Consider the following 17,984-nt stretch of genomic DNA (forward strand, 5'->3'; position numbering starts at 1 on the left):
AAGGCCCGGGTAGTGCCGCAAAATGGCTCTTCCGATCCCGCACGACCCACTACGGGATCGGAACAGCCAGCGGAAGTGAGGGCACGTGCCAACCCAGGGATACGAAGAAGAACTGCGATCCGAGCGGAACTATGTGGAGGGGCTCTACGCTCGCCTCGATGCGGAGCGCGCCCGAGTCAAGGACAGGTACAACACCGCTCTGCGCGGAAACGGCGAAGCACTCATGGAACGCGACGCCGAGGTGCGCGCGCTCGCCAAAGAGGTGAAGAGGCTGGACGTAGCCGACAACGGCCTGTGCTTCGGCCGGTTGGACTCGCTGTCGGGTGAGACCTCGTACATCGGCCGAATCGGCCTTCTCGATGCGGACAACGACTACGAACCGGTGCTGCTCGATTGGCGGGCGCCGGCATCTCGCCCGTTCTACGTTGCCACCGCTGCAAACCCGGAGAACATGCGTCGACGCCGTCAGTTCCACACACGCAGTCGACACGTGGTCGATTTCACCGACGAGGTACTCGGGCGCCCTGACGGCGCAGAACACGACACCCACAGCGATTCCGCCTTGCTCGCTGCGGTTAACGCACCGCGAGGTGAGGGCATGCGCGACATCGTGGCCACGATCCAGGCCGAGCAGGACGACATCGTCCGACTCGAACACCCCGGGGTGCTGGTGATCGAAGGTGGCCCCGGTACCGGGAAAACCGTCGTCGCCTTGCACCGCGTCGCCTACCTGCTCTACACGCAGCGAGAGCGAATGGAACGTCACGGCGTTCTCGTGGTCGGGCCGAACCCGGCGTTCCTGAACCACATCGGCCGCGTGCTGCCCTCGCTGGGCGAGTCCGACGTGGTGTTCATGACCACCGGTGATCTCGTTCCCGGTCTACGCGTCACTGCCGAGGACACTCCGGAGGCCGCTGGGCTCAAAGGCTCGCTGAAGATCCTGGACGTTCTCGGCGCAGCGATTGCCGATCATCAGCGCTTGCCCGAGAACCCGTTGTTGATCGAATTGGCGGACGTCACAGTGCGAATCGACGCCGAAACTGCGGAATGGGCCCGAGAAGAAGCTCGTTCGAGCGGACTCCCCCATAACGACGCTCGGACTGTGTTCACCGAAATCGTCACCTGGGCACTGACCGAGCGGGCGATAGCGCAGATCGGCAAGGGATGGTTGACACGCAGTGACCGTGAAGCCTGGGAACAAGTGCGCGCAGATCTGACCGCAGAGTTGGCGGAGAATGACGCGTTTGCCGCCGCACTCGACGCACTCTGGCCGATCTTGACACCGAAAGAGCTACTGACACAGCTGTTTACTTCGCCGGAACGCCTACGCAAGGCAGGCGCAGACGAGACACTGTTGCGCCGAGAGGGCGATGCCTGGACGGTGTCCGACGTTCCGCTTCTCGACGAATTGGTGGACATGCTCGGCCGGGACAAGCCCGTCGACCAGAGTGCCGAACGTGAACGCCGCGACGAGGCTGCGTATGCAGCGGGCGTGCTGGACATGATGATCAGTCGCGAAGACTTGATGGACGACGAGGATCATCTCCTCGCCCAGGACATGCTGTACGCCGAGGACCTGGCGGATCGTTTCGTCGAACGCGATACCCGTGAGCTCGCCGAACGCGCTGCTGCTGACCGAGACTGGACGTACAGGCATATCGTGGTCGACGAGGCACAAGAGCTGTCCGAGATGGACTGGCGAGTCCTGATGCGCCGCTGCCCGGACCGGTCTTTCACGGTAGTAGGTGATCTCGCGCAACGACGTTCACCCGCAGGTGCTCGCTCGTGGGCGACGATGATGGAGCCGTACGTCCCCGGCCGCTGGATCTACCGATCCCTGTCGGTGAACTATCGCACCCCCGCCGAGATCATGAGCGTCGCCGCCGCCTTGCTCGCCGAGTTCGCGCCAGACGTCCAGCCACCCGAGTCCGTCCGCGCCTGCGGGGTCCAACCGTGGTCCAAGCGAATCTCCGCCGACGAACTAGCCTCCGCCATCGACGAATTCAATCAGGACGAGGCCGGACGCGAGGGTACGAGCGTCGTCATCGGACCTGCGAGTGTGCCCGGCGCTGTGCCGGTTTCGGAAACGAAGGGCCTCGAGTTCGATGCCGTGCTCGTCGTGGAACCGGAGCGAATCATCGCCGACGGCCCACGCGGTGCGTCTGAACTCTATGTCGCCCTCACCCGCGCGACCCAACGTCTCGGCGTCCTACACGAGGGGCCATTGCCGCACGCATTGACCGGGCTCGTCCGGGTCGGGACGGCCAGATCACCGCAATCGTTCGCGGCGAGCGATCGTGCTGTGTAGGCCTTCGGCAGCAGCGCGCACGTAGGACACCTGGCTCTCGGGGACGAAGCGACTGGTGGGACCGGTGACACTGATGGCCGCGACGGGTTTGTCATTGGTTCCGAATACCGGCGCCGCAACGCATGCGAGACCCGGCGCTGATTCCTCGCGCTCGAACGCAATACCGGTCTCGACCACTCGGTTCAGTTGGGTGTTGAGAATGCCGGGCGCAACAATTGTGTGCGGGGTCCGGCGCGTCATCGGCTCCGACAGCACCTCGCGGCGAAACTCGTTGTCGGAGAATGCCAGGAGCGCCTTGCCGATTGCGGTGCAATACAGCGGTATCCGGCCACCGGTCCGGGACGGCGAGTTGGCTTGCCGGTGTCCGCCGATCTTCGCGACGTATACGACGTCGTGGCCGTCACGGACCCCCAGGTGGACTGTCTCGTGGGTCCGCTCGTACAGGTCCTGGAGGAACGGCATCGCCATCTCCAGGAGGCTACGTTCGAGAGAGGCGAGCATGCCGAGTTCGAAGAGGCCGCCGCTGAGCCGGTAGCCACCGTCGATACGGTCGAGTAGCCGGTTCGCGACCAGTTCGTTGGCCAGGCGGTGCACCGTCGCCTTGTGCAGGCCCGTCCGCTGGACCAGGGTGGCCAGAGGCAACACGTGGTCGTCGGCCCGGAAGGCGCGCAGGATCGTCACCGCCTTGCCGAGCACGGTGTCGAGGTTTGCGCTGCCAGTCACCTCCCCAGCGTATCGCTGAGTGAGACAGTTCCCTGGCGCAATCTCGGTGCCGCGGCGAAAGTAGTGGCCATGAGCCAGCCCACGAATACCAGTACAGCTAGCGAGACCGACATCGCAGCTGCTGCGGACCGCCTCGCAGCCGCCATCGCGAGCGGCACTCCCTGCGCGCCCGTGCGCGATCTGATCGGCGCCGACGACCTCGTCGCCGCCTATGCCGTCCAGCGCCGCGTCGACGAAATCCGTCGGCAGGCGGGGGCCGTGGTCGTAGGCCGCAAGATCGGCCTGACCTCGGTGGCAGTCCAGCAGCAGCTCGGTGTCGACCAGCCCGACCTCGGCGTGCTGTACGCCGACATGGAGTTCCCCGCCGGCGGCGCCATCCCCATGAGCCGTTTGATCCAGCCCAAGGTCGAAGCGGAAGTTGCCTTCGTGCTCGGTGCCGACCTCGTGGACGGACCGCTGGACAGTGCGCAGGTGCGCGGTGCGATCGACTATGCCGTCGCCGCGATCGAGATCTGCGACAGCCGCATCGAGTCGTGGGACATCAAGTTCGGTGACACCGTCGCCGACAATGCGTCCTCGGGCGTGTACGTCCTGGGAACCGAACGACGCACCCTCGACGAGGTGGAACCCGCCGGCGTCGTCATGTCGATGTCCGTCGACGGCACCGAGGTGTCCACCGGCGTCGGAACCGCCTGCCTGGGCGATCCGATCGAAGCCGTCGTCTGGCTCGCCCGCACTGCACGTGAGTTGGGGCAGCCGCTGACCGCAGGGCAGGTGATCCTGTCCGGCGCTCTCGGCCCCATGGCACCGGTCACCGCAGGCAACGTAGTCACCGTGACCGTCTCCGGGCTCGGTTCCGTCACCACCAGTTTCTCCAGCGAAGAGGACAACGCATGAGCAAGGTCAAGGTCGCGATCATCGGATCGGGCAACATCGGCACGGATCTGATGATCAAGGTGCTGCGCAACTCCGACTACCTGGAGATGGGCGCGATGGTCGGTATCGACCCCGCGTCCGACGGCCTCGCTCGCGCCGCGCGTCTGAACGTGCCGATCACGGCAGAAGGCGTCGAAGGCCTTGTCGGTCTGCCGAACTTCGACGAGATCGAGATCGTCTTCGACGCCACCTCGGCAAAGGCTCACGTGGCCAACAACGCGCGGCTGGCTCCCCTCGGCAAGCGCATGATCGACCTGACGCCTGCCGCGATCGGACCGTACGTCGTACCGGCTGTCAACGCGGACGAGCACTTGGACGCACCCAACGTCAACATGGTGACATGTGGCGGCCAGGCCACCATCCCGATGGTTGCCGCTGTTTCTCGGGTCGTCCCGGTGGCGTATGCGGAGATCGTCGCGTCCATCGCCTCCAAGTCGGCCGGTCCCGGAACGCGCGCCAACATCGACGAGTTCACCGAGACCACGTCCGAGGCGATCGTGGCAGTCGGCGGCGCTCGTCGCGGCAAGGCCATCATCATCCTCAACCCCGCTGAGCCGCCGCTCATCATGCGCGACACGGTCTTCTGCCTCGTCGACGCACCGGACCCGGCTGTTCACGACGAGATCCGTCAGTCGATCGAGAAGATGGTCGGCGACGTGTCCGCGTATGTCCCCGGCTACCGGCTCAAGCAGGAAGTCCAGATCACCGAGATCCCGGCCGACCAGCCCGTCGAGACGTTGCTCGTCGACGGCAATCGCCCCACCCATCAGGTGTCGGTGTTCCTCGAGGTCGAGGGTGCTGCACACTACCTGCCTGCGTACGCCGGCAATCTCGACATCATGACGTCCGCCGGAATGCAGATCGCGGAGCGCATCGCCCAGCAGAAGGAAGCAACCAAGTGAGCAACCGCAAGATCTTCGTCCAGGACGTCACCCTTCGCGACGGCATGCACGCTGTCCGCCACCGCATTTCGCCCACCGACGTCAAGCGGATCGTCACAGCTCTCGACGCTGCCGGCGTCGACGCGATCGAAGTAGCACACGGTGACGGCCTCGCCGGCGGCTCGCTCAACTACGGCCCCGGCTCGAACACCGACTGGGAATGGATCGAAGCAGCGGCCGAGGTACTCGAGCACGCTCGTCTCACCACGCTGCTACTTCCGGGTGTCGGCACGATCAGTGAACTCAAGCATGCCTACGACCTCGGTGTGCGCTCGGTTCGCGTTGCCACGCACTGCACCGAGGCCGACGTCTCCGCGCAGCACATCGAAACCGCCCGCGAGATCGGCATGGACGTCTCGGGCTTCCTGATGATGAGCCACATGGCGCCTGCCGAGGAACTGGCGAAGCAGGCCAAGTTGATGGAATCGTATGGCGCGCACTGCGTCTACGTCACTGACTCGGGTGGACGTCTGGTGATGAACGACGTCGCGGATCGTGTTCGTGCATACCGCGACATCCTCGACGAGGGCACCGAAATCGGTATCCACGCCCATGAGAATCTCTCACTCTCGGTTGCCAATTCTGTTGTGGCCGTGCAGAACGGCGTCACCCGCGTCGATGCTTCGCTTGCCGGTCACGGCGCCGGTGCCGGCAACTGCCCCCTCGAGGCCTTCATCGCCGTCGCCAACATCGAGGAGTGGGAGCACGGCTGCGACCTGTTCGCCCTGCAGGATGCCGCCGACGACATCGTCCGTCCGCTGCAGGACCGGCCGGTCCGCGTCGATCGAGAGACCCTCACACTTGGCTACGCCGGCGTGTACTCGAGCTTCCTGCGCCACGCGGAGGCTGCGTCGGAGCGCTACGGAATCGACGTTCGCACACTGCTGCTCGAAGCTGGACGCCGCCGTCTGGTGGGTGGTCAGGAGGACATGATCGTCGACATCGCGCTCACCCTCGCAGCGCAGGCGACAAAGGAAGCAGTCTGACGCGCTGCCGAGTTCGCTGACACCCGAGTCCCGCTCCCGTCTCCGGACGGGGGCGGGACTTCTCAGTTGGACTGAGAGTTTCCGCCGCGACGCCGCTCAACGCTGAAGCTGTTGTTGCCCAATAACGGCGAGGTGCCGATCTTCGCTACGGTGGATGACATGACCGAACCTGACAGCGACAAGCTGATACACCCGACTGCAACGGCGGGTTGCGCCGGCGTCGACGTTCCGGACAGCCGGGGTCGCACCGGCCTCGACCGAACAGGTCTCGGGCTGCACGGTAATCCGAACGTCGAGGTCGAACGAGTCGAGGTCACCTCAGACGGTTGGCATGTGTTGCGTCGCAGCACCTTCACGTATCGGCGAAGGGAGGGCACTCTCGAGACACAGCAACGAGAAACCTACGACCGTGGGAACGGCGCGACGATCTTGCTGTACGACCCCGAACGGCGCACCGTCCTGTTGACGAAGCAATTCCGCTTTCCCGCTTACGTCAACGCACACCCCGACGGAATGTTGATCGAGACCGCAGCCGGTTTGCTCGATGCCGACACGCCGGAAGTAGCCATTCGGCGAGAGACGAGCGAAGAGCTCGGCGTCGCGATCGGTGAGGTGCAGCATCTGTTCGATCTGTACATGAGCCCCGGATCCGTCACCGAGAGAGTGCATTTCTTCGCCGGCCGATACAGCCCGGCGGACAGAACCGGCAGTGGTGGCGGGGTGCCAGACGAAGGCGAGGACATCGAAGTCCTGGAGTTGCCGTTCGACACGGCACACGACATGATCTCCGGCGGAGAAATCGTCGACGGTAAGACGGTTATTCTTCTTCAATGGGCGGCCATGTCAAGGGCACTGACTTCGAAGTCGATTGCCTGAATTTCTATATCCTGTGCCGATGGAACCTGCTGAGTACAGCGGCGCGCTGAGGTCTGTCCTCGATACCGTGTCGGCGGTAGTGAGCGATCGACTGGCTGCGATTCACCACGCGGCAACCCCGCGCACCGAAGGGATCGTCATCGATGTCTCGGTCGATCAGGACGGCGAGGGAACATTCGGCGTCTGGGCACGATTCGAGGGTCCTGACGCATTCAGCCTGAATCAGCAAATCGGTGACGAGAGAGAGCTATTCGGCGTGATCTGGGGTGAGGAAGGCTGGGAGCCACCGGTTCCCCCTCGTCCGCGAGAGTGGTCACGCACGGAACTCGAGAAAGTTATCGTCGGTGTCGTTGCCGAGTGGATCGGCGCGCTCGTTCCCCCGACTGCATCCGAACTGCACTGGGAAGTAACAACTCCCGACGGAGCGACCGACCCGATACCTGTGGGCCCCGATTTCGGTAGCGGACATTCGCCTCAATGAAGCGCGGAAGCTGTCGGCGAGACGGACGACTTCGAACCACTGTTGTGATCGATGTTGCGATGTCACCGACCGGTCGAACCGTCGATAAGTTCGCGGAGGATGTCAGCGTGCCCGGCATGGCGCCCGGTCTCTTCGATCATGTGCACGAGCGCCCAGCGGACACTGGGAGCGGGTCGTTTCGCCCCCGGTCGCGGGATGGGCGCGGCAAGATCTGTGCATCCGTCGAGAACTGCGTTGGCACGCTCGACCGTCTCGCGATAGCGACTGACGACACCGTCCACGCTGTCTTCCGATGACGGCTGAAACGTCGCTTTCCAATCCGCCACGTTTTCTGCGAGAAACATCGATCGTTCGACAAAGGTCAAGTGAGTGACCAGCCCGAGCAAGGTTGTCCCCGACGGAACAATTGTGGTGCGCACCTGAGGTTCCGGAGCACCCTCGACCTTGGCAGCGATCGAATCACGCAAGTAGTCGAGAAACGCGCGTAGCGTATCGACCTCGCTGTTTCCGGACCGGGGTGGTGGGGCATCACGGCGGCTGCGACGCGACGCTGCCATGGTGGTTCTCCTTACTCGGTGAAGAACGACATAGAGGCTTCATTCCTGGGTGGGCAGAACCGATCCTTCCGAATTCACTCCGATCCCGCATCAAATTTTGCCGTTGCGGCAAAGGCAGGCTTCATCGCCGGTATCACCGCGCCGAATGCAGGTCGTGCACAAGTTGGGGCCTCCGCAACTTGCCGACCTCGAAAGGCCACCGCTGCAGCGGGTAGGCGAGACGAGCCACGAAGTAGTTGGCGTACTCGGCGACGCCGAAAGCCCACACCGCCACCACGCCCACGGCCGCGCCGGAGTGATCTGGTAGCCAGATGACAACGCCGAGAAGAGCTATCGCCAACAAGAGAACATCGAGGACCCGAAACACGCGGTAGAGCGCTGCGAGGCGGGCCGGCATCGGTGCCTGCTCGACCCAGCCTCGGGCAAGCAGCCAGTAGACACCTGCTTGTACGAGTATCACAAGCAGTGGGGCCAGCGCCGACCACAACGCAGCGGAGTCTTTCGGACCTTCGAGCCGAGGCATCACGACGCCGACAGCCACAGCGGCAAATACGGCCGCGGCCGCCAGTTCGCCAAGACCGAGGCTCAGGTACCTGCGTCGCAAACTCATTCGCCGTTGATCCACCACGTGAGAAACCATATCCGTTGATCACCGCGCAGCGGGTGCGCAGCAGCTTCGAGGCTTTGCCTGAGATCGATCAGGCTCGCAGCCAAAGGAATACGGTTCACCTCGACTTGATTCGGGCGGATCATCCGGCACGTGTTGGCAGATCCGGCGGGAAACCTTTTCTGCCTAGGCAATCCACACTAGGGCTTGTCTGAAAACTAGTCCGAGATCGAGTCCACTGCTCATCCGACAAAGCCTGAAAGTGCGTCACCCGATCAGCAGTACATACATTCGTTCGCATACAGTCGGATGTGTCCCAGCGGCACCCCAGACTGGAATGTCCGCTGCGTCAACATCTGCCGATTGGGGGCTGGACGGATGGAATCGCCTGACTTACTGGGTCTGACGGTCTCACTGACGTCGTCGACGCTTATCCTCGCGTTCGTTGCTGGGCTCATGCCGCGACTCGTCGGTGATGAACCGAATCCCGTTGTCGGCATACGCACGAAGGCGACGATCTCGAGCCCCGAGGCGTGGCAATTGGCCCATCGGATTGCGTGGCCCCTTCTACGCCGGACGGCGTGGACAGCCGTAGTGGGACTGTGCATGCAGGTCGTCATCGGTGTCGTGACAGGTTTCGGATCTGTGGTGTCGGCTGTCGCCTCAACAGTCGTGTTTCTAGCGGTGCTCCTTGTCCTGCTCTGTGCAGCGTTGAAGGGCAACGCCGCGGCAAAATCGTTGCGGCGCTGACCACCCGGGCCCGCATTTGTCAGAGGTGCCCTAGTTCTCCGATTTCAGTTCCCGATACGCGGTCGTTCGCGCCGGCGTGGTCCACGGTCCCGCATCGCGAGGATCGCGGCTGCCGTGGACGCGACCGTCTTGTCGTTGTCGCGTGTCAGCCGGGCGAGCGCTTCCCGGGCCGCCGCGCCGGGAATCTCAGCGAGTGCCTGCGTGATTCGCAACCTCGTCGGGGCGTCGTCAGTGCCGTCGAGCCCTGCCTGCACGGCATCGACGACCTCACCGCTTGTCGGTGAGTGCTCCGCGAGAAGACCGAGCACCTCTCCGGCCTCGACGTCGCGTCGCCCGTCGGCGACCATCTCGAGGAGAGCGGGCATCGAGACGGCCTCTCCGCGAGATCCGAGGGTGAGAGCGGCATCAGCGCGGACTATCGCGTCCGAATCATCGAGAGCTCGCTTCAGCGCCCGAGTTGCTTCCTCGGTGTGGATCCCGGAGATGGCCGACGTCGCGCGGCGTCGAACTTCGACGTCCTCCGATTCGAGCCCCTTTGTGAGACCTGCAAGGCCCGCACCTTCGGTCCTCGCCAACGCCCACTGCAACGCTCCGGCCACGTTGGCATCCTTCTCCGACAGGATGGCCTCGACGAGTGCGTCGACGGGCAATGCCGCATTCGCATCCTGCGACAGGATCGCTTGCTGACGGTGGGCAGCGAACTCGGATTCGAGTGCACGCAACAGCGAGACCATGCGCAGGACGTCATCCCACTCCGAAGGGGCGGATGCGTCGACCCTTTCGAGTTTGGTCAGCAATTCCTCCTCCGCCGCGATCCGTTGCCGAGTGTGTTGCATGAGTTCACCCACCAAATCGGCCGGCGCGAAGTCGGGTTCGTCCAGTGCACGCTTGGCCTCGTTCAACGAGAGCCCCAACGTCCTCAAGCTCTCGACGTGGAAGAGTCGACGGATGTCGTCGGCGGAGTACTCCCGGTAACCGCCGGACGTGCGGCCCGTCGGCTTCACCAGTCCCAAGGTGTCGTAGTGACGCAGCATCCGTGTGCTGACACCACAACGCCGCGAGACCTCGCCGATCAACATCCGTCTCCCCTTCCTACGCGTCCGGGCCGATTGCCGCGACGCGCTTCGCCAACTCGTGTGAGAGTGCGAACCCACCGTCGGGGTCGTGCCAGAGTTGCTTTGTAGCATCAGCATGCGCCCGGACACGCGGATTCGGGCTCATTCCGGCCGCGTCGAGCACCGGGAGTACAGCCTCGCCGAGCCCGGTCAGAGCACGGCTCAGACTGAGCTGCATCTGCAGTTCACCCCGCCCGAGTTCGGTCGCCAGATCCGCTGCGAATGCACCCTCGACTCCTGCCGGCACGAGTGCCACTGCGGCGCGCCACGCACTGCGCGCGACCTCGTCGTCCTGGTCGTGCACCAGCGCAGAGACCTCGGGCCACGCGATCGGATCGCCGATCTTGGACAAGGTGTGGAGCGCCTGACTGCGGGCTTGCGAACCATCGGACCCAAGCTCACGGATCAGCCTCGGCACCGTAATTTCGGCCGGCAAGCGGCACAATGCCCAGGTCAGCATGTCGCGGACGAAGAAGTCCGGCTCGACGGCGCACCGATCGATCAGGGCATCCGTCAGCTCAGGGTCCGGGCGCGTGCCGACAGCGAGCGCGGCGCGCAGCCGAACCGAGGGATCAGCCGCGGCCAATGCGTCGACGAGGTGAGCATTCTGCCCACCATGGTTGGTTGTGTTCACGACAACCACCTCCTTCGTCGACCATTGGAGTCCTTGTCACTGTGTCAAGGTCAAGCGTCGCTGTCTCCGACACGGGAAATATCGCCTCGGATCACACGCCGGTTGTCGATCCTGGCCGAAAGATCATCAGCACGACGACAACGGCCCAGAGCAGATTGAAGATCCCCGTCGCTGTGCCCAGTCGACGGGTGAGCCGCGTTGCGACATCCACAACGGACCCGGTTCCTTCGATCGCCGCCATTGTCAGCCGTTGGGCGGGAAGCACGACCGCGGTGAGTATCACGGCGGCAACGACGGTGAGTGCGATCGAGGTGAGGATCCACAGGTCACCGAGCACTCCGAGATTGACGGCGGTGGCGACACCGAGCATCGGAACGACAACGCCGATCGTGGCATACACCCGAACGATGCGATGCAGCATGCCCGTCGTCGCAACACTCGCGCTGTCCGGATCGGCGAGCGCGGCGCGGCTCGCCACCGGGAACATACTCGCCGCCACAGCGACGGGGCCGATGGCAAGAATGGCCGCAATCACGTGGAGGGACAGCAGGATTCCGGTCATGAGATTTCTCGCGTTTCGGTACGCACAAGCGTATTCACGCAGCGTCCGGGGCGAAGGTGATTACAGGCTCGGCGCCCTTGGCCGACCACACCGTTCCACGACGCTCGTAGTCGAAGAGCGCTTCGACCTCGAGACTTATCCGGGGCCCGAGGCATCGTTCCAACAGGTACAGGCCAAGGTCGAGACCGGACGTCACACCGCCGGCGGTGATCAGGTCACCGTCGTCGACGATTCGCGCCTGGATCGGAATAACGCCGCCGGCCGCCAGTGCGTCCACGGCAAGATGGTGTGTCACGGCGCGGCGCCCTTCGAGAAGCCCCGCCATCGCCAGCGCCAAAGATCCTCCACAGACGGTCGCAACAAGAACACCAGGATCGTCGAGTGCACGCCGCATCATGACGGGCAGTTCGGTTTCCGTTGTGGCCGCGAGTCTTTCCGGCAAACTGGTGCCCGACTGGTCCGCATCGGGTTCGAAGAGACCCGATGCTCCGGGAACGATGATCAGATCCGCGTGTTCGACATCGAGGGTTGCAGTGGCGGTCATAGCGAGTTCACCACTTCCACTCAGGACGGTCCGAGGCCCCTCCGCGCTGACGAGTTCGACACTCAACGCCCCACCGCTGGCGAGACCCCCGGCGTAGAGCACCTCGTACGGACCCACGACATCCATGGGATCGAATCCGTCGAACAACACGATCTGCGCGTGCACTGCAACCTCCGATTTTGTGCGACGCGCTCCTGTGCGCGTCGCTGTTCCTACGACAGTAGGAGGAAGTTGACCCCTGCGGCGACGGCTGAAAGCCAACCTTCGACGGCTTTCAGCCAACCTCACATATTCTGTGAAATACCAGTTGAGAGGATATTTCACGACACGAGATCACAGAATCTCGCGCCACATACGCTACGTTTCAGACATGCATGACGTTGCAGTTCTCGCGTTGCCCGGAGTGGTGCCGATGGACCTGGCAGCACCCCTCGAAGTCTTCGGACGATGCAGGCTTCCCTCAGGCGCACCGGCCTACCGGACCGCCGTGTGCGCGCTCACCGAGGAGGTGGAGACCGGAACGTTCACGATGCGCGTACCGCACGGACTGTCACGTCTCGCCCAGGCCAGCACGATCATCATCCCGGGCACCGCCGATCTCGATGTGCCGATCGACCCCGAGATCATCGAAGCCCTCAGAACTGCCGCGGATCGCGGCACGCGCATCGCCTCACTGTGCGTCGGCGCATTCACCCTCGCCGACACAGGCCTGCTCGACGGACTTCGCGCGACGACGCACTGGGCGGCTGCGTCGGAGTTGGCCCGCCGGCACCCGGCTATCGACGTCGACGCTGCCGTTCTCTACGTAGACAACGGGCACGTCCTGACTTCCGCCGGCGCCGCGGCCGCACTCGACCTGTGTCTGTACATGGTGCGTCAGGACTACGGGTCTGCCGTCGCCGCCGACACGGCACGTCTGAGCGTGATGCCGCTCGAACGTGCCGGAGGGCAAGCACAATTCATCGTTCACGAGCCTCCCGTACCCAGCGGGACAACCCTCAGGCCGCTACTGAACTGGATGGAAGAGAACCTCGGGGAGCAACTCGACATCACGACAATCGCGGCCAAGGCAACGATGAGCACTCGCACGCTCAACCGCCGATTCCAGGAACAAATCGGTACGACGCCGTTGCAGTGGCTCCATCACGCACGGCTCCGCCAAGCGCAATTTCTGCTCGAGACTACCGACCACTCGATCGAACGTGTTGCGGGACAAGTCGGATTCAATGCCGTCACGACATTCCGCGAACGCTTCCGAGACCTGGTCGGTACCAGTCCACAGCGATACCGGACGCAGTTTCGAACTTCCCGCTAGCGGGCCGGGTCAGCCCTTGACGTTGCCGGCAGCGGTGTTCAGAACTGTGGCGACGTCGTCGAGGATGTACGGGATGGTCAGGACCGTCAGTCCGCCGAACGCGAAGTTCTTGTCGACGCTGAAGTCCTTGGTGGATGCCGTACGCCCATCGACGATCACCGGCTGAGCTGCCACCAGTGGCTCGGCGAGGAACGCGTTCAGAGAGTCCTTGTCGTAGGCCACCACGAACAGCACGTCAGACGCAATCAGCGGCGCCTGCTCGGTGCTCAGCTCGAAGTACACGGCCTCCGGATCCTTGGCGGGATCGGCCTGCTGGATCGTCGGCTCGTTCTTCAGACCCAGCTGCTCGAGGAACTCGACACGCACGTCGGCGTTCTTACTCACCGCGAACGTGCTCGGGCTGTTCGGGAGTGCGATGGTGACGGTCTTACCTTGCAACGCAGGGTTCTTCGCAGCGGTCGCGCTGATCGCGGCGTTGGTCTTGTCGATGAGTGCGCCGGCCTCGGCCTGCTTACCCAGCGCCTGACCGGCGATGGTCACCTGGTCTTGCCACGACGCGGTCCACGGCTCGTCCGGGAAGGAAACCACCGGCGCGATCTTCGACAGTGCGTCGAATTCCTGCTGAGTGAGCCCGGAGTACGGGGCGAAGATGAGATCTGGTTCAGCCTTGGCGAACTGCTCGACAGGTGCTTCGCCCGTTCCGTCACCCGACAACAAGATCGGCTGCTCGCCACCGAGCTTGTCGAGTGCCTCGGCGTCCCACTTCAGAATGCCCTGCGCGTCGGCCCCGTACTGAGGTCCGGAAAACGTGGGCATCGCGACCGGGACGACCCCGAGCGCCAGAAGGGCATCCTGGTTGGACCAACCCCAGGTAGCAACCCGCTTGGGCTCGTCCTTGATCTCGGCCGTGCCGAGAGCCGACGTGATCGTCACCGGAAACGCGGCATTCGCCGCGGACGAAGTCTCGGTGCCACCACCGTCGTCGTTGCTGCTGCAGGCCGCCATTCCAGTTACGAGGCCGCATGCCGCCAGGACAGCTACCATCCCGCGGACACGGCTGCGCCGCTCCGATGACGCTCGACCCGGAATCCTTGTCACTGAAGCACCTCTCGACCGATTGACCTGCTCAGACACCTCCAGCGGGTGACGACGCCAAACGTAGCACAAAGGTTACCCTTGCCTCAGTTCCAATAGGGTCAAGAACCGCACGCCGGCCCCGCGACAAGCGATCGAGCTATTTTACAGACTGGCGCCGCACCATCTCCGAGATCCAGATCGGCGCAAACGGCGAGGTACAGTTCGGCGGAGTCGGGTAATCCTCGAGCACTCGCAGACGCTCACCGATCTCGATTGCCCGGGCGCGGTACTCGGCATGTTCGATCCCGATCTGAGCCAGGCAGTGGTTCATCGCCCATTGCAGGCGGTCAGGAGCATCCTTCATCTCCGACTCGATGACGTCGAGTAGCCCTGAAAGGTCAAGTCCCTCGGGCTTCTTCGCGACACGTTCGGTGGTCAGAGCCCACCCGGCGCTAGCGACCACAGGATCAGGGTCAGCGGTCCAGGCCACCCGCAACTCCTCGGCATGCGGGTTCTTCTTCACCACGTAATTGACGAGCCAGTCCTGCACCTTCGGAGTGCGGGCCTCTCGCAACATGACATCCAACTCGTCACGCTCGAACGCCTTCGGGCGGCAGATCAAAAGGGCCAACAATCGCGCCGCGGTATCGCCCGTCGCCCAAAGCTGTTGTGCGAGTTCCTGCTGAGTCTTCAATCGCTTCGCAACAGCGCGCAGTTTTGTGAGGTTCACACCGTGATCGTCACCGTGCTTCTCGTTCACCGCACGCGCCTTCGGATCTTCGAGAGCAGCCAACTCGTCCATCACCGCGGCAACCGTCGTTTCGGCCACTTCGTCCTCCAGTCACTACTTCTGCGATTCCCCTACAAGCAAAGCACGGGAAGGCGGGCGACCTACGTTTGAAACCTCGGCCAATGGGTACATGACTGCTCCTGAGGTGGCGGCACGTCACCATGAAGACAGGATGAACCTTGCACATGCGACGCGCCGCGAGGGCCGAGAACGTGGACGAAACCGCACGCCGCGACGAAGGCGGCGGTACGAACACTCTGACCCGGGCGATAACCGGCCCACTCCTTTTCGTGTTCATCCTCGGAGATGTTCTGGGCGCCGGTATCTACGCGTTGGTGGGCGTCATCGCCGGTGAAGTTGGTGGAGCCGTCTGGGTACCACTGCTCGTAGCGCTCGTCATGGCATTGCTGACAGCAACGTCGTATGCCGAACTGGTCACCAAATATCCGCGAGCGGGCGGCGCAGCCGTCTTCGCCCAACGGGCGTATCGGAAACCACTGATCTCGTTCCTTGTCGGCTTCTCGATGCTGGCGGCCGGCGTAACCAGTGCGGCGGGACTCGCCCTCGCATTCTCGGGCGACTATCTCAAAGCCTTCATCGACGTCCCAACCGTTCCAGCGGCGCTCGTCTTCCTGCTCCTGGTGGGACTTCTCAATGCCAGAGGCATCAAGGAGTCGATGCGCGCCAACGTCGTCATGACAGTCGTGGAGGTCACCGGGCTCGTCCTCGTTGTCGTCCTCGCTTGCATAGTTCTCGGGCGCGGCGACGGAACCCTGAGCCGCGTCGTGGAGTTCGACGACAGCCGATCGCCTGCACTCGCGGTGCTGGCTGCGGCACTCCTCGCGTACTACTCTTTTGTCGGCTTCGAAACGTCCGCGAACGTCGCCGAAGAAGTGAAGAACGTGAGCAAGGTCTACCCACGCGCACTGTTCGGAGCATTACTGACAACCGGCGCCGCCTATGTCCTTGTCGGCCTGGCTGTCTCGGTGGTCCTGCCCGCCGACGAACTTGCCGCATCCTCCGGGCCACTGCTGGAAGTTGTGTCAGCTGCCGACGTCGGCGTTCCGCCTCGCCTGTTCAGCCTGATCGCGTTGGTCGCCGTCGCCAACGGCGCACTGCTGACAATGATCATGGCGAGCAGGCTGACATACGGGATGGCATCGGAAGGCTTGCTCCCGAGCGTCTTCGCTCGGGTACTGCCGCAGCGACGGACCCCCTGGGTGGCGATTATCGCGACCACAGCAGTTGCCATGGCTCTCTGCGTCACCGGATCGCTGTCAGCCCTGGCGGAGACGGTGGTACTCCTGCTGCTTTTCGTATTCATCAGCACCAACATCGCCGTCCTGGTTCTGCGCCGTGACGCAGTGCAACACAAACACTTCCGAACGCCGATCATCTTCCCGATCCTCGCTCTCGGTACGTGCGTTGCGTTGCTCACCCAGCAGAGCGCTGCGACGTGGTTACGCGCATCATTACTCTTGGCCGTCGGAGTAGTGCTGTACGCCCTCTCCCACCGCCGATCCACGAAGTGAGGTGCGATGTACAGGAGCCGGTGTGATGACCGACAGTTCTGACGCGTCAGATGTAATTCAGCGTCGAGAGCGAAAGATCAACAGGCGAACCCTGACGTACGGCGTGTCAGTCGTTCTGGCTACCGCGGTTTTGGTTATCGCGATCGTGTGGTTGGGCTCCCGGCGGGGCGAATGCTTCGGTACCGACACCTTGCTGTGCTCACAGAAGGATCGCCGACTGGCGGTCTTCGTCCCGAGCCTGATGTTGCTGCTCGGGACCGTGGGCGCGTTCTTGCGAGCCTCCCTGCGATTGCACCGCCTGCGGCGCCTCTACATCCGGCCGTACATGGCGTGGACCTTGGCGGGCCTCACCCTGACGTATCTGACCGGAGCTTACTTCTTGATCGGGGTCTAGATTCTCTGAATACGTCTGTTCAGCAACCAGATTGAGTCGACAGCCGCAAATCAGAATCGCGGATCGTCGATCGCAGTGAGGACTACTTCCCGCACTGACGTCGAAGACGACAAACTCGAGATCGAGCGCACCGTATCCACAACGTCATGTACCGGGACCAGAGATCCCTCTCCCCTGGCGGCAGCGACGTCTCGGGGCACGTCGAGTCCGTCTTCTGTATTGAGATATCCGAGATGAAGGACAGTCACTGCGAGTCTGTCCTTCCGATAGCCCTCTCTCAACGCGTCGGCAATGCCGTTGATCGCGAACTTCGATGCACCGAACGCAACCTCCGGCCTACCGCTTCGCGGGAGTCCCGAGGTGGACCCGGTCAAGATGATCCGAGGTCGAGGACGGCCGATCATTCTCGGGATCAGGCGCTTGAGCAGGAGAATTGTGGCCGTGATGTTGGCGTTGATCATTTCGAGCATTTCGACATCGGATTGATCTGTGAACGCATAATCGGAAGTGAAGGCATCCCCTTCCCAAATTCCGACGTTGCAGATCAGGGTGTCTACACCACCGACAAGCTCCTGATCGATCGAATTCGCTGCCGTAACAGGATCGGTCAGGTCGGCTTCGATCCACTCGGAGACGTCGAACCCGTCAGGACGCCGACGCGATATGCCGAGAACTTCGTCGCCATCGCTCCTCAGACCCTCGATCAAAGCACGACCAAGACCTCGGCTCGCACCGACAACAACCGCCCTCGCCACAATTACACCCTTCGTCGTCGCTCGAACCGATCCTATCGATCCAGCCGTCGCCGGTAGTTTCGTCGAGAAGCGAGAGACTCAGATTCGCACCGTAGTGCAGC

20 protein-coding genes are annotated in these 17,984 nt (G+C 63.3%); 10 read left to right on the plus strand and 10 right to left on the minus strand.

The annotated features are described in order from the left end of the window. The first annotated feature begins 85 nt into the window (after nucleotides 1-85). The gene (helR, locus tag P3G66_RS16495) at nucleotides 86-2,308 is read left to right on the plus strand and encodes an RNA polymerase recycling motor ATPase HelR (RefSeq protein ID WP_276116866.1); all 2,223 of its coding nucleotides are present in this window, start codon (nucleotides 86-88) and stop codon (nucleotides 2,306-2,308) included. On the opposite strand, the gene P3G66_RS16500 is transcribed toward helR, so the two are convergent. Then, a complete protein-coding gene (locus P3G66_RS16500) occupies nucleotides 2,270-3,031 on the minus strand; it encodes an IclR family transcriptional regulator (RefSeq protein WP_003942865.1) in 762 nt (253 codons plus the stop codon). The two genes, helR and P3G66_RS16500, sit on opposite strands and share 39 nt — an antisense overlap. A 69-nt stretch (nucleotides 3,032-3,100) precedes the next feature. Here P3G66_RS16500 and P3G66_RS16505 point away from each other — a divergent pair, with 69 nt between their 5' ends. The 5 genes from P3G66_RS16505 (at nucleotide 3,101) to P3G66_RS16525 (ending at nucleotide 7,251) form a co-directional block, all read left to right on the plus strand. After that, nucleotides 3,101-3,928: a fumarylacetoacetate hydrolase family protein gene (locus P3G66_RS16505; protein WP_007735684.1), complete on the plus strand. Its 828-nt coding sequence runs from the start codon at nucleotides 3,101-3,103 to the stop codon at nucleotides 3,926-3,928. Then, the gene (locus P3G66_RS16510) at nucleotides 3,925-4,869 is read left to right on the plus strand and encodes an acetaldehyde dehydrogenase (acetylating) (protein ID WP_003943168.1); all 945 of its coding nucleotides are present in this window, start codon (nucleotides 3,925-3,927) and stop codon (nucleotides 4,867-4,869) included. Before P3G66_RS16505 ends, P3G66_RS16510 begins: the two co-directional genes overlap by 4 nt. Then, nucleotides 4,866-5,894: a 4-hydroxy-2-oxovalerate aldolase gene (gene dmpG, locus P3G66_RS16515; RefSeq protein WP_020909650.1), complete on the plus strand. Its 1,029-nt coding sequence runs from the start codon at nucleotides 4,866-4,868 to the stop codon at nucleotides 5,892-5,894. The genes P3G66_RS16510 and dmpG overlap by 4 nt, the downstream gene beginning before the upstream one ends. 159 nt (nucleotides 5,895-6,053) lie before the next feature. Further along, nucleotides 6,054-6,770: an NUDIX domain-containing protein gene (locus tag P3G66_RS16520; protein ID WP_276116867.1), complete on the plus strand. Its 717-nt coding sequence runs from the start codon at nucleotides 6,054-6,056 to the stop codon at nucleotides 6,768-6,770. 19 nt (nucleotides 6,771-6,789) lie between these two features. Then, nucleotides 6,790-7,251 (plus strand): DUF6389 family protein, encoded by a 462-nt coding sequence (locus P3G66_RS16525; RefSeq protein WP_276116868.1) that lies wholly within the window; start codon nucleotides 6,790-6,792, stop codon nucleotides 7,249-7,251. A gap of 62 nt (nucleotides 7,252-7,313) precedes the next feature. Here the strand turns inward: P3G66_RS16525 and P3G66_RS16530 are convergent, their stop codons facing one another. Beyond that, nucleotides 7,314-7,808, minus strand: coding sequence for a DinB family protein (locus P3G66_RS16530; RefSeq protein ID WP_064113542.1), 495 nt, complete (start codon nucleotides 7,806-7,808; stop codon nucleotides 7,314-7,316). Nucleotides 7,809-7,941: 133 nt separating this feature from the next. Beyond that, nucleotides 7,942-8,418: a hypothetical protein gene (locus tag P3G66_RS16535; RefSeq protein ID WP_082900928.1), complete on the minus strand. Its 477-nt coding sequence runs from the start codon at nucleotides 8,416-8,418 to the stop codon at nucleotides 7,942-7,944. 375 nt (nucleotides 8,419-8,793) lie between these two features. Here P3G66_RS16535 and P3G66_RS16540 point away from each other — a divergent pair, with 375 nt between their 5' ends. Then, on the plus strand, nucleotides 8,794-9,165 hold the full coding sequence (locus tag P3G66_RS16540) for an SdpI family protein (protein WP_064113540.1): 372 nt from the start codon (nucleotides 8,794-8,796) through the stop codon (nucleotides 9,163-9,165). 44 nt (nucleotides 9,166-9,209) lie between these two features. On the opposite strand, the gene P3G66_RS16545 is transcribed toward P3G66_RS16540, so the two are convergent. The 4 genes from P3G66_RS16545 to P3G66_RS16560 all read right to left on the minus strand — a co-directional run bounded on the left by P3G66_RS16545 (nucleotide 9,210) and on the right by P3G66_RS16560 (nucleotide 12,185). Then, nucleotides 9,210-10,244, minus strand: a complete 1,035-nt coding sequence (locus P3G66_RS16545) for a HEAT repeat domain-containing protein (protein ID WP_064113539.1) — start codon at nucleotides 10,242-10,244, stop codon at nucleotides 9,210-9,212. Nucleotides 10,245-10,257: 13 nt separating this feature from the next. Continuing rightward, entirely contained in the window at nucleotides 10,258-10,923 is a 666-nt protein-coding gene (locus P3G66_RS16550) for a HEAT repeat domain-containing protein (RefSeq protein WP_192712704.1), read from the minus strand. Nucleotides 10,924-11,005: 82 nt separating this feature from the next. After that, entirely contained in the window at nucleotides 11,006-11,476 is a 471-nt protein-coding gene (locus P3G66_RS16555) for a DUF2269 family protein (protein ID WP_136471037.1), read from the minus strand. A gap of 34 nt (nucleotides 11,477-11,510) precedes the next feature. Next, on the minus strand, nucleotides 11,511-12,185 hold the full coding sequence (locus P3G66_RS16560) for a DJ-1/PfpI family protein (protein WP_042448156.1): 675 nt from the start codon (nucleotides 12,183-12,185) through the stop codon (nucleotides 11,511-11,513). A 205-nt stretch (nucleotides 12,186-12,390) separates the two neighbouring features. Here P3G66_RS16560 and P3G66_RS16565 point away from each other — a divergent pair, with 205 nt between their 5' ends. Continuing rightward, entirely contained in the window at nucleotides 12,391-13,335 is a 945-nt protein-coding gene (locus P3G66_RS16565; protein WP_003942841.1) for a helix-turn-helix domain-containing protein, read from the plus strand. Between the two features lie 9 nt (nucleotides 13,336-13,344). Here the strand turns inward: P3G66_RS16565 and P3G66_RS16570 are convergent, their stop codons facing one another. Further along, complete coding sequence (locus P3G66_RS16570; RefSeq protein WP_232319084.1) at nucleotides 13,345-14,433, minus strand: iron-siderophore ABC transporter substrate-binding protein; 1,089 nt, start codon at nucleotides 14,431-14,433, stop codon at nucleotides 13,345-13,347. Between the two features lie 136 nt (nucleotides 14,434-14,569). Further along, a complete protein-coding gene (locus P3G66_RS16575; RefSeq protein ID WP_276116869.1) occupies nucleotides 14,570-15,241 on the minus strand; it encodes a DNA alkylation repair protein in 672 nt (223 codons plus the stop codon). A 146-nt stretch (nucleotides 15,242-15,387) separates the two neighbouring features. Between P3G66_RS16575 and P3G66_RS16580 the strand changes: the two genes are divergently transcribed. Both P3G66_RS16580 and P3G66_RS16585 read left to right on the plus strand, forming a co-directional pair. After that, nucleotides 15,388-16,734 (plus strand): APC family permease, encoded by a 1,347-nt coding sequence (locus P3G66_RS16580; RefSeq protein WP_276116870.1) that lies wholly within the window; start codon nucleotides 15,388-15,390, stop codon nucleotides 16,732-16,734. 25 nt (nucleotides 16,735-16,759) lie between these two features. Continuing rightward, nucleotides 16,760-17,128, plus strand: coding sequence for a hypothetical protein (locus tag P3G66_RS16585; protein WP_042448254.1), 369 nt, complete (start codon nucleotides 16,760-16,762; stop codon nucleotides 17,126-17,128). A 50-nt stretch (nucleotides 17,129-17,178) separates the two neighbouring features. Here the strand turns inward: P3G66_RS16585 and P3G66_RS16590 are convergent, their stop codons facing one another. Next, nucleotides 17,179-17,883 carry an SDR family oxidoreductase gene (locus P3G66_RS16590; RefSeq protein WP_042448150.1) on the minus strand — a complete coding sequence of 235 codons (705 nt, stop codon included), beginning with the start codon at nucleotides 17,881-17,883 and terminating at the stop codon, nucleotides 17,179-17,181. Nucleotides 17,884-17,984: the final 101 nt, after the last annotated feature.

This window comes from Rhodococcus sp. C3V, assembly GCF_029269915.1.
In the GTDB taxonomy this organism is placed as follows: Bacteria; Actinomycetota; Actinomycetes; order Mycobacteriales; family Mycobacteriaceae; genus Rhodococcus_F; species Rhodococcus_F qingshengii.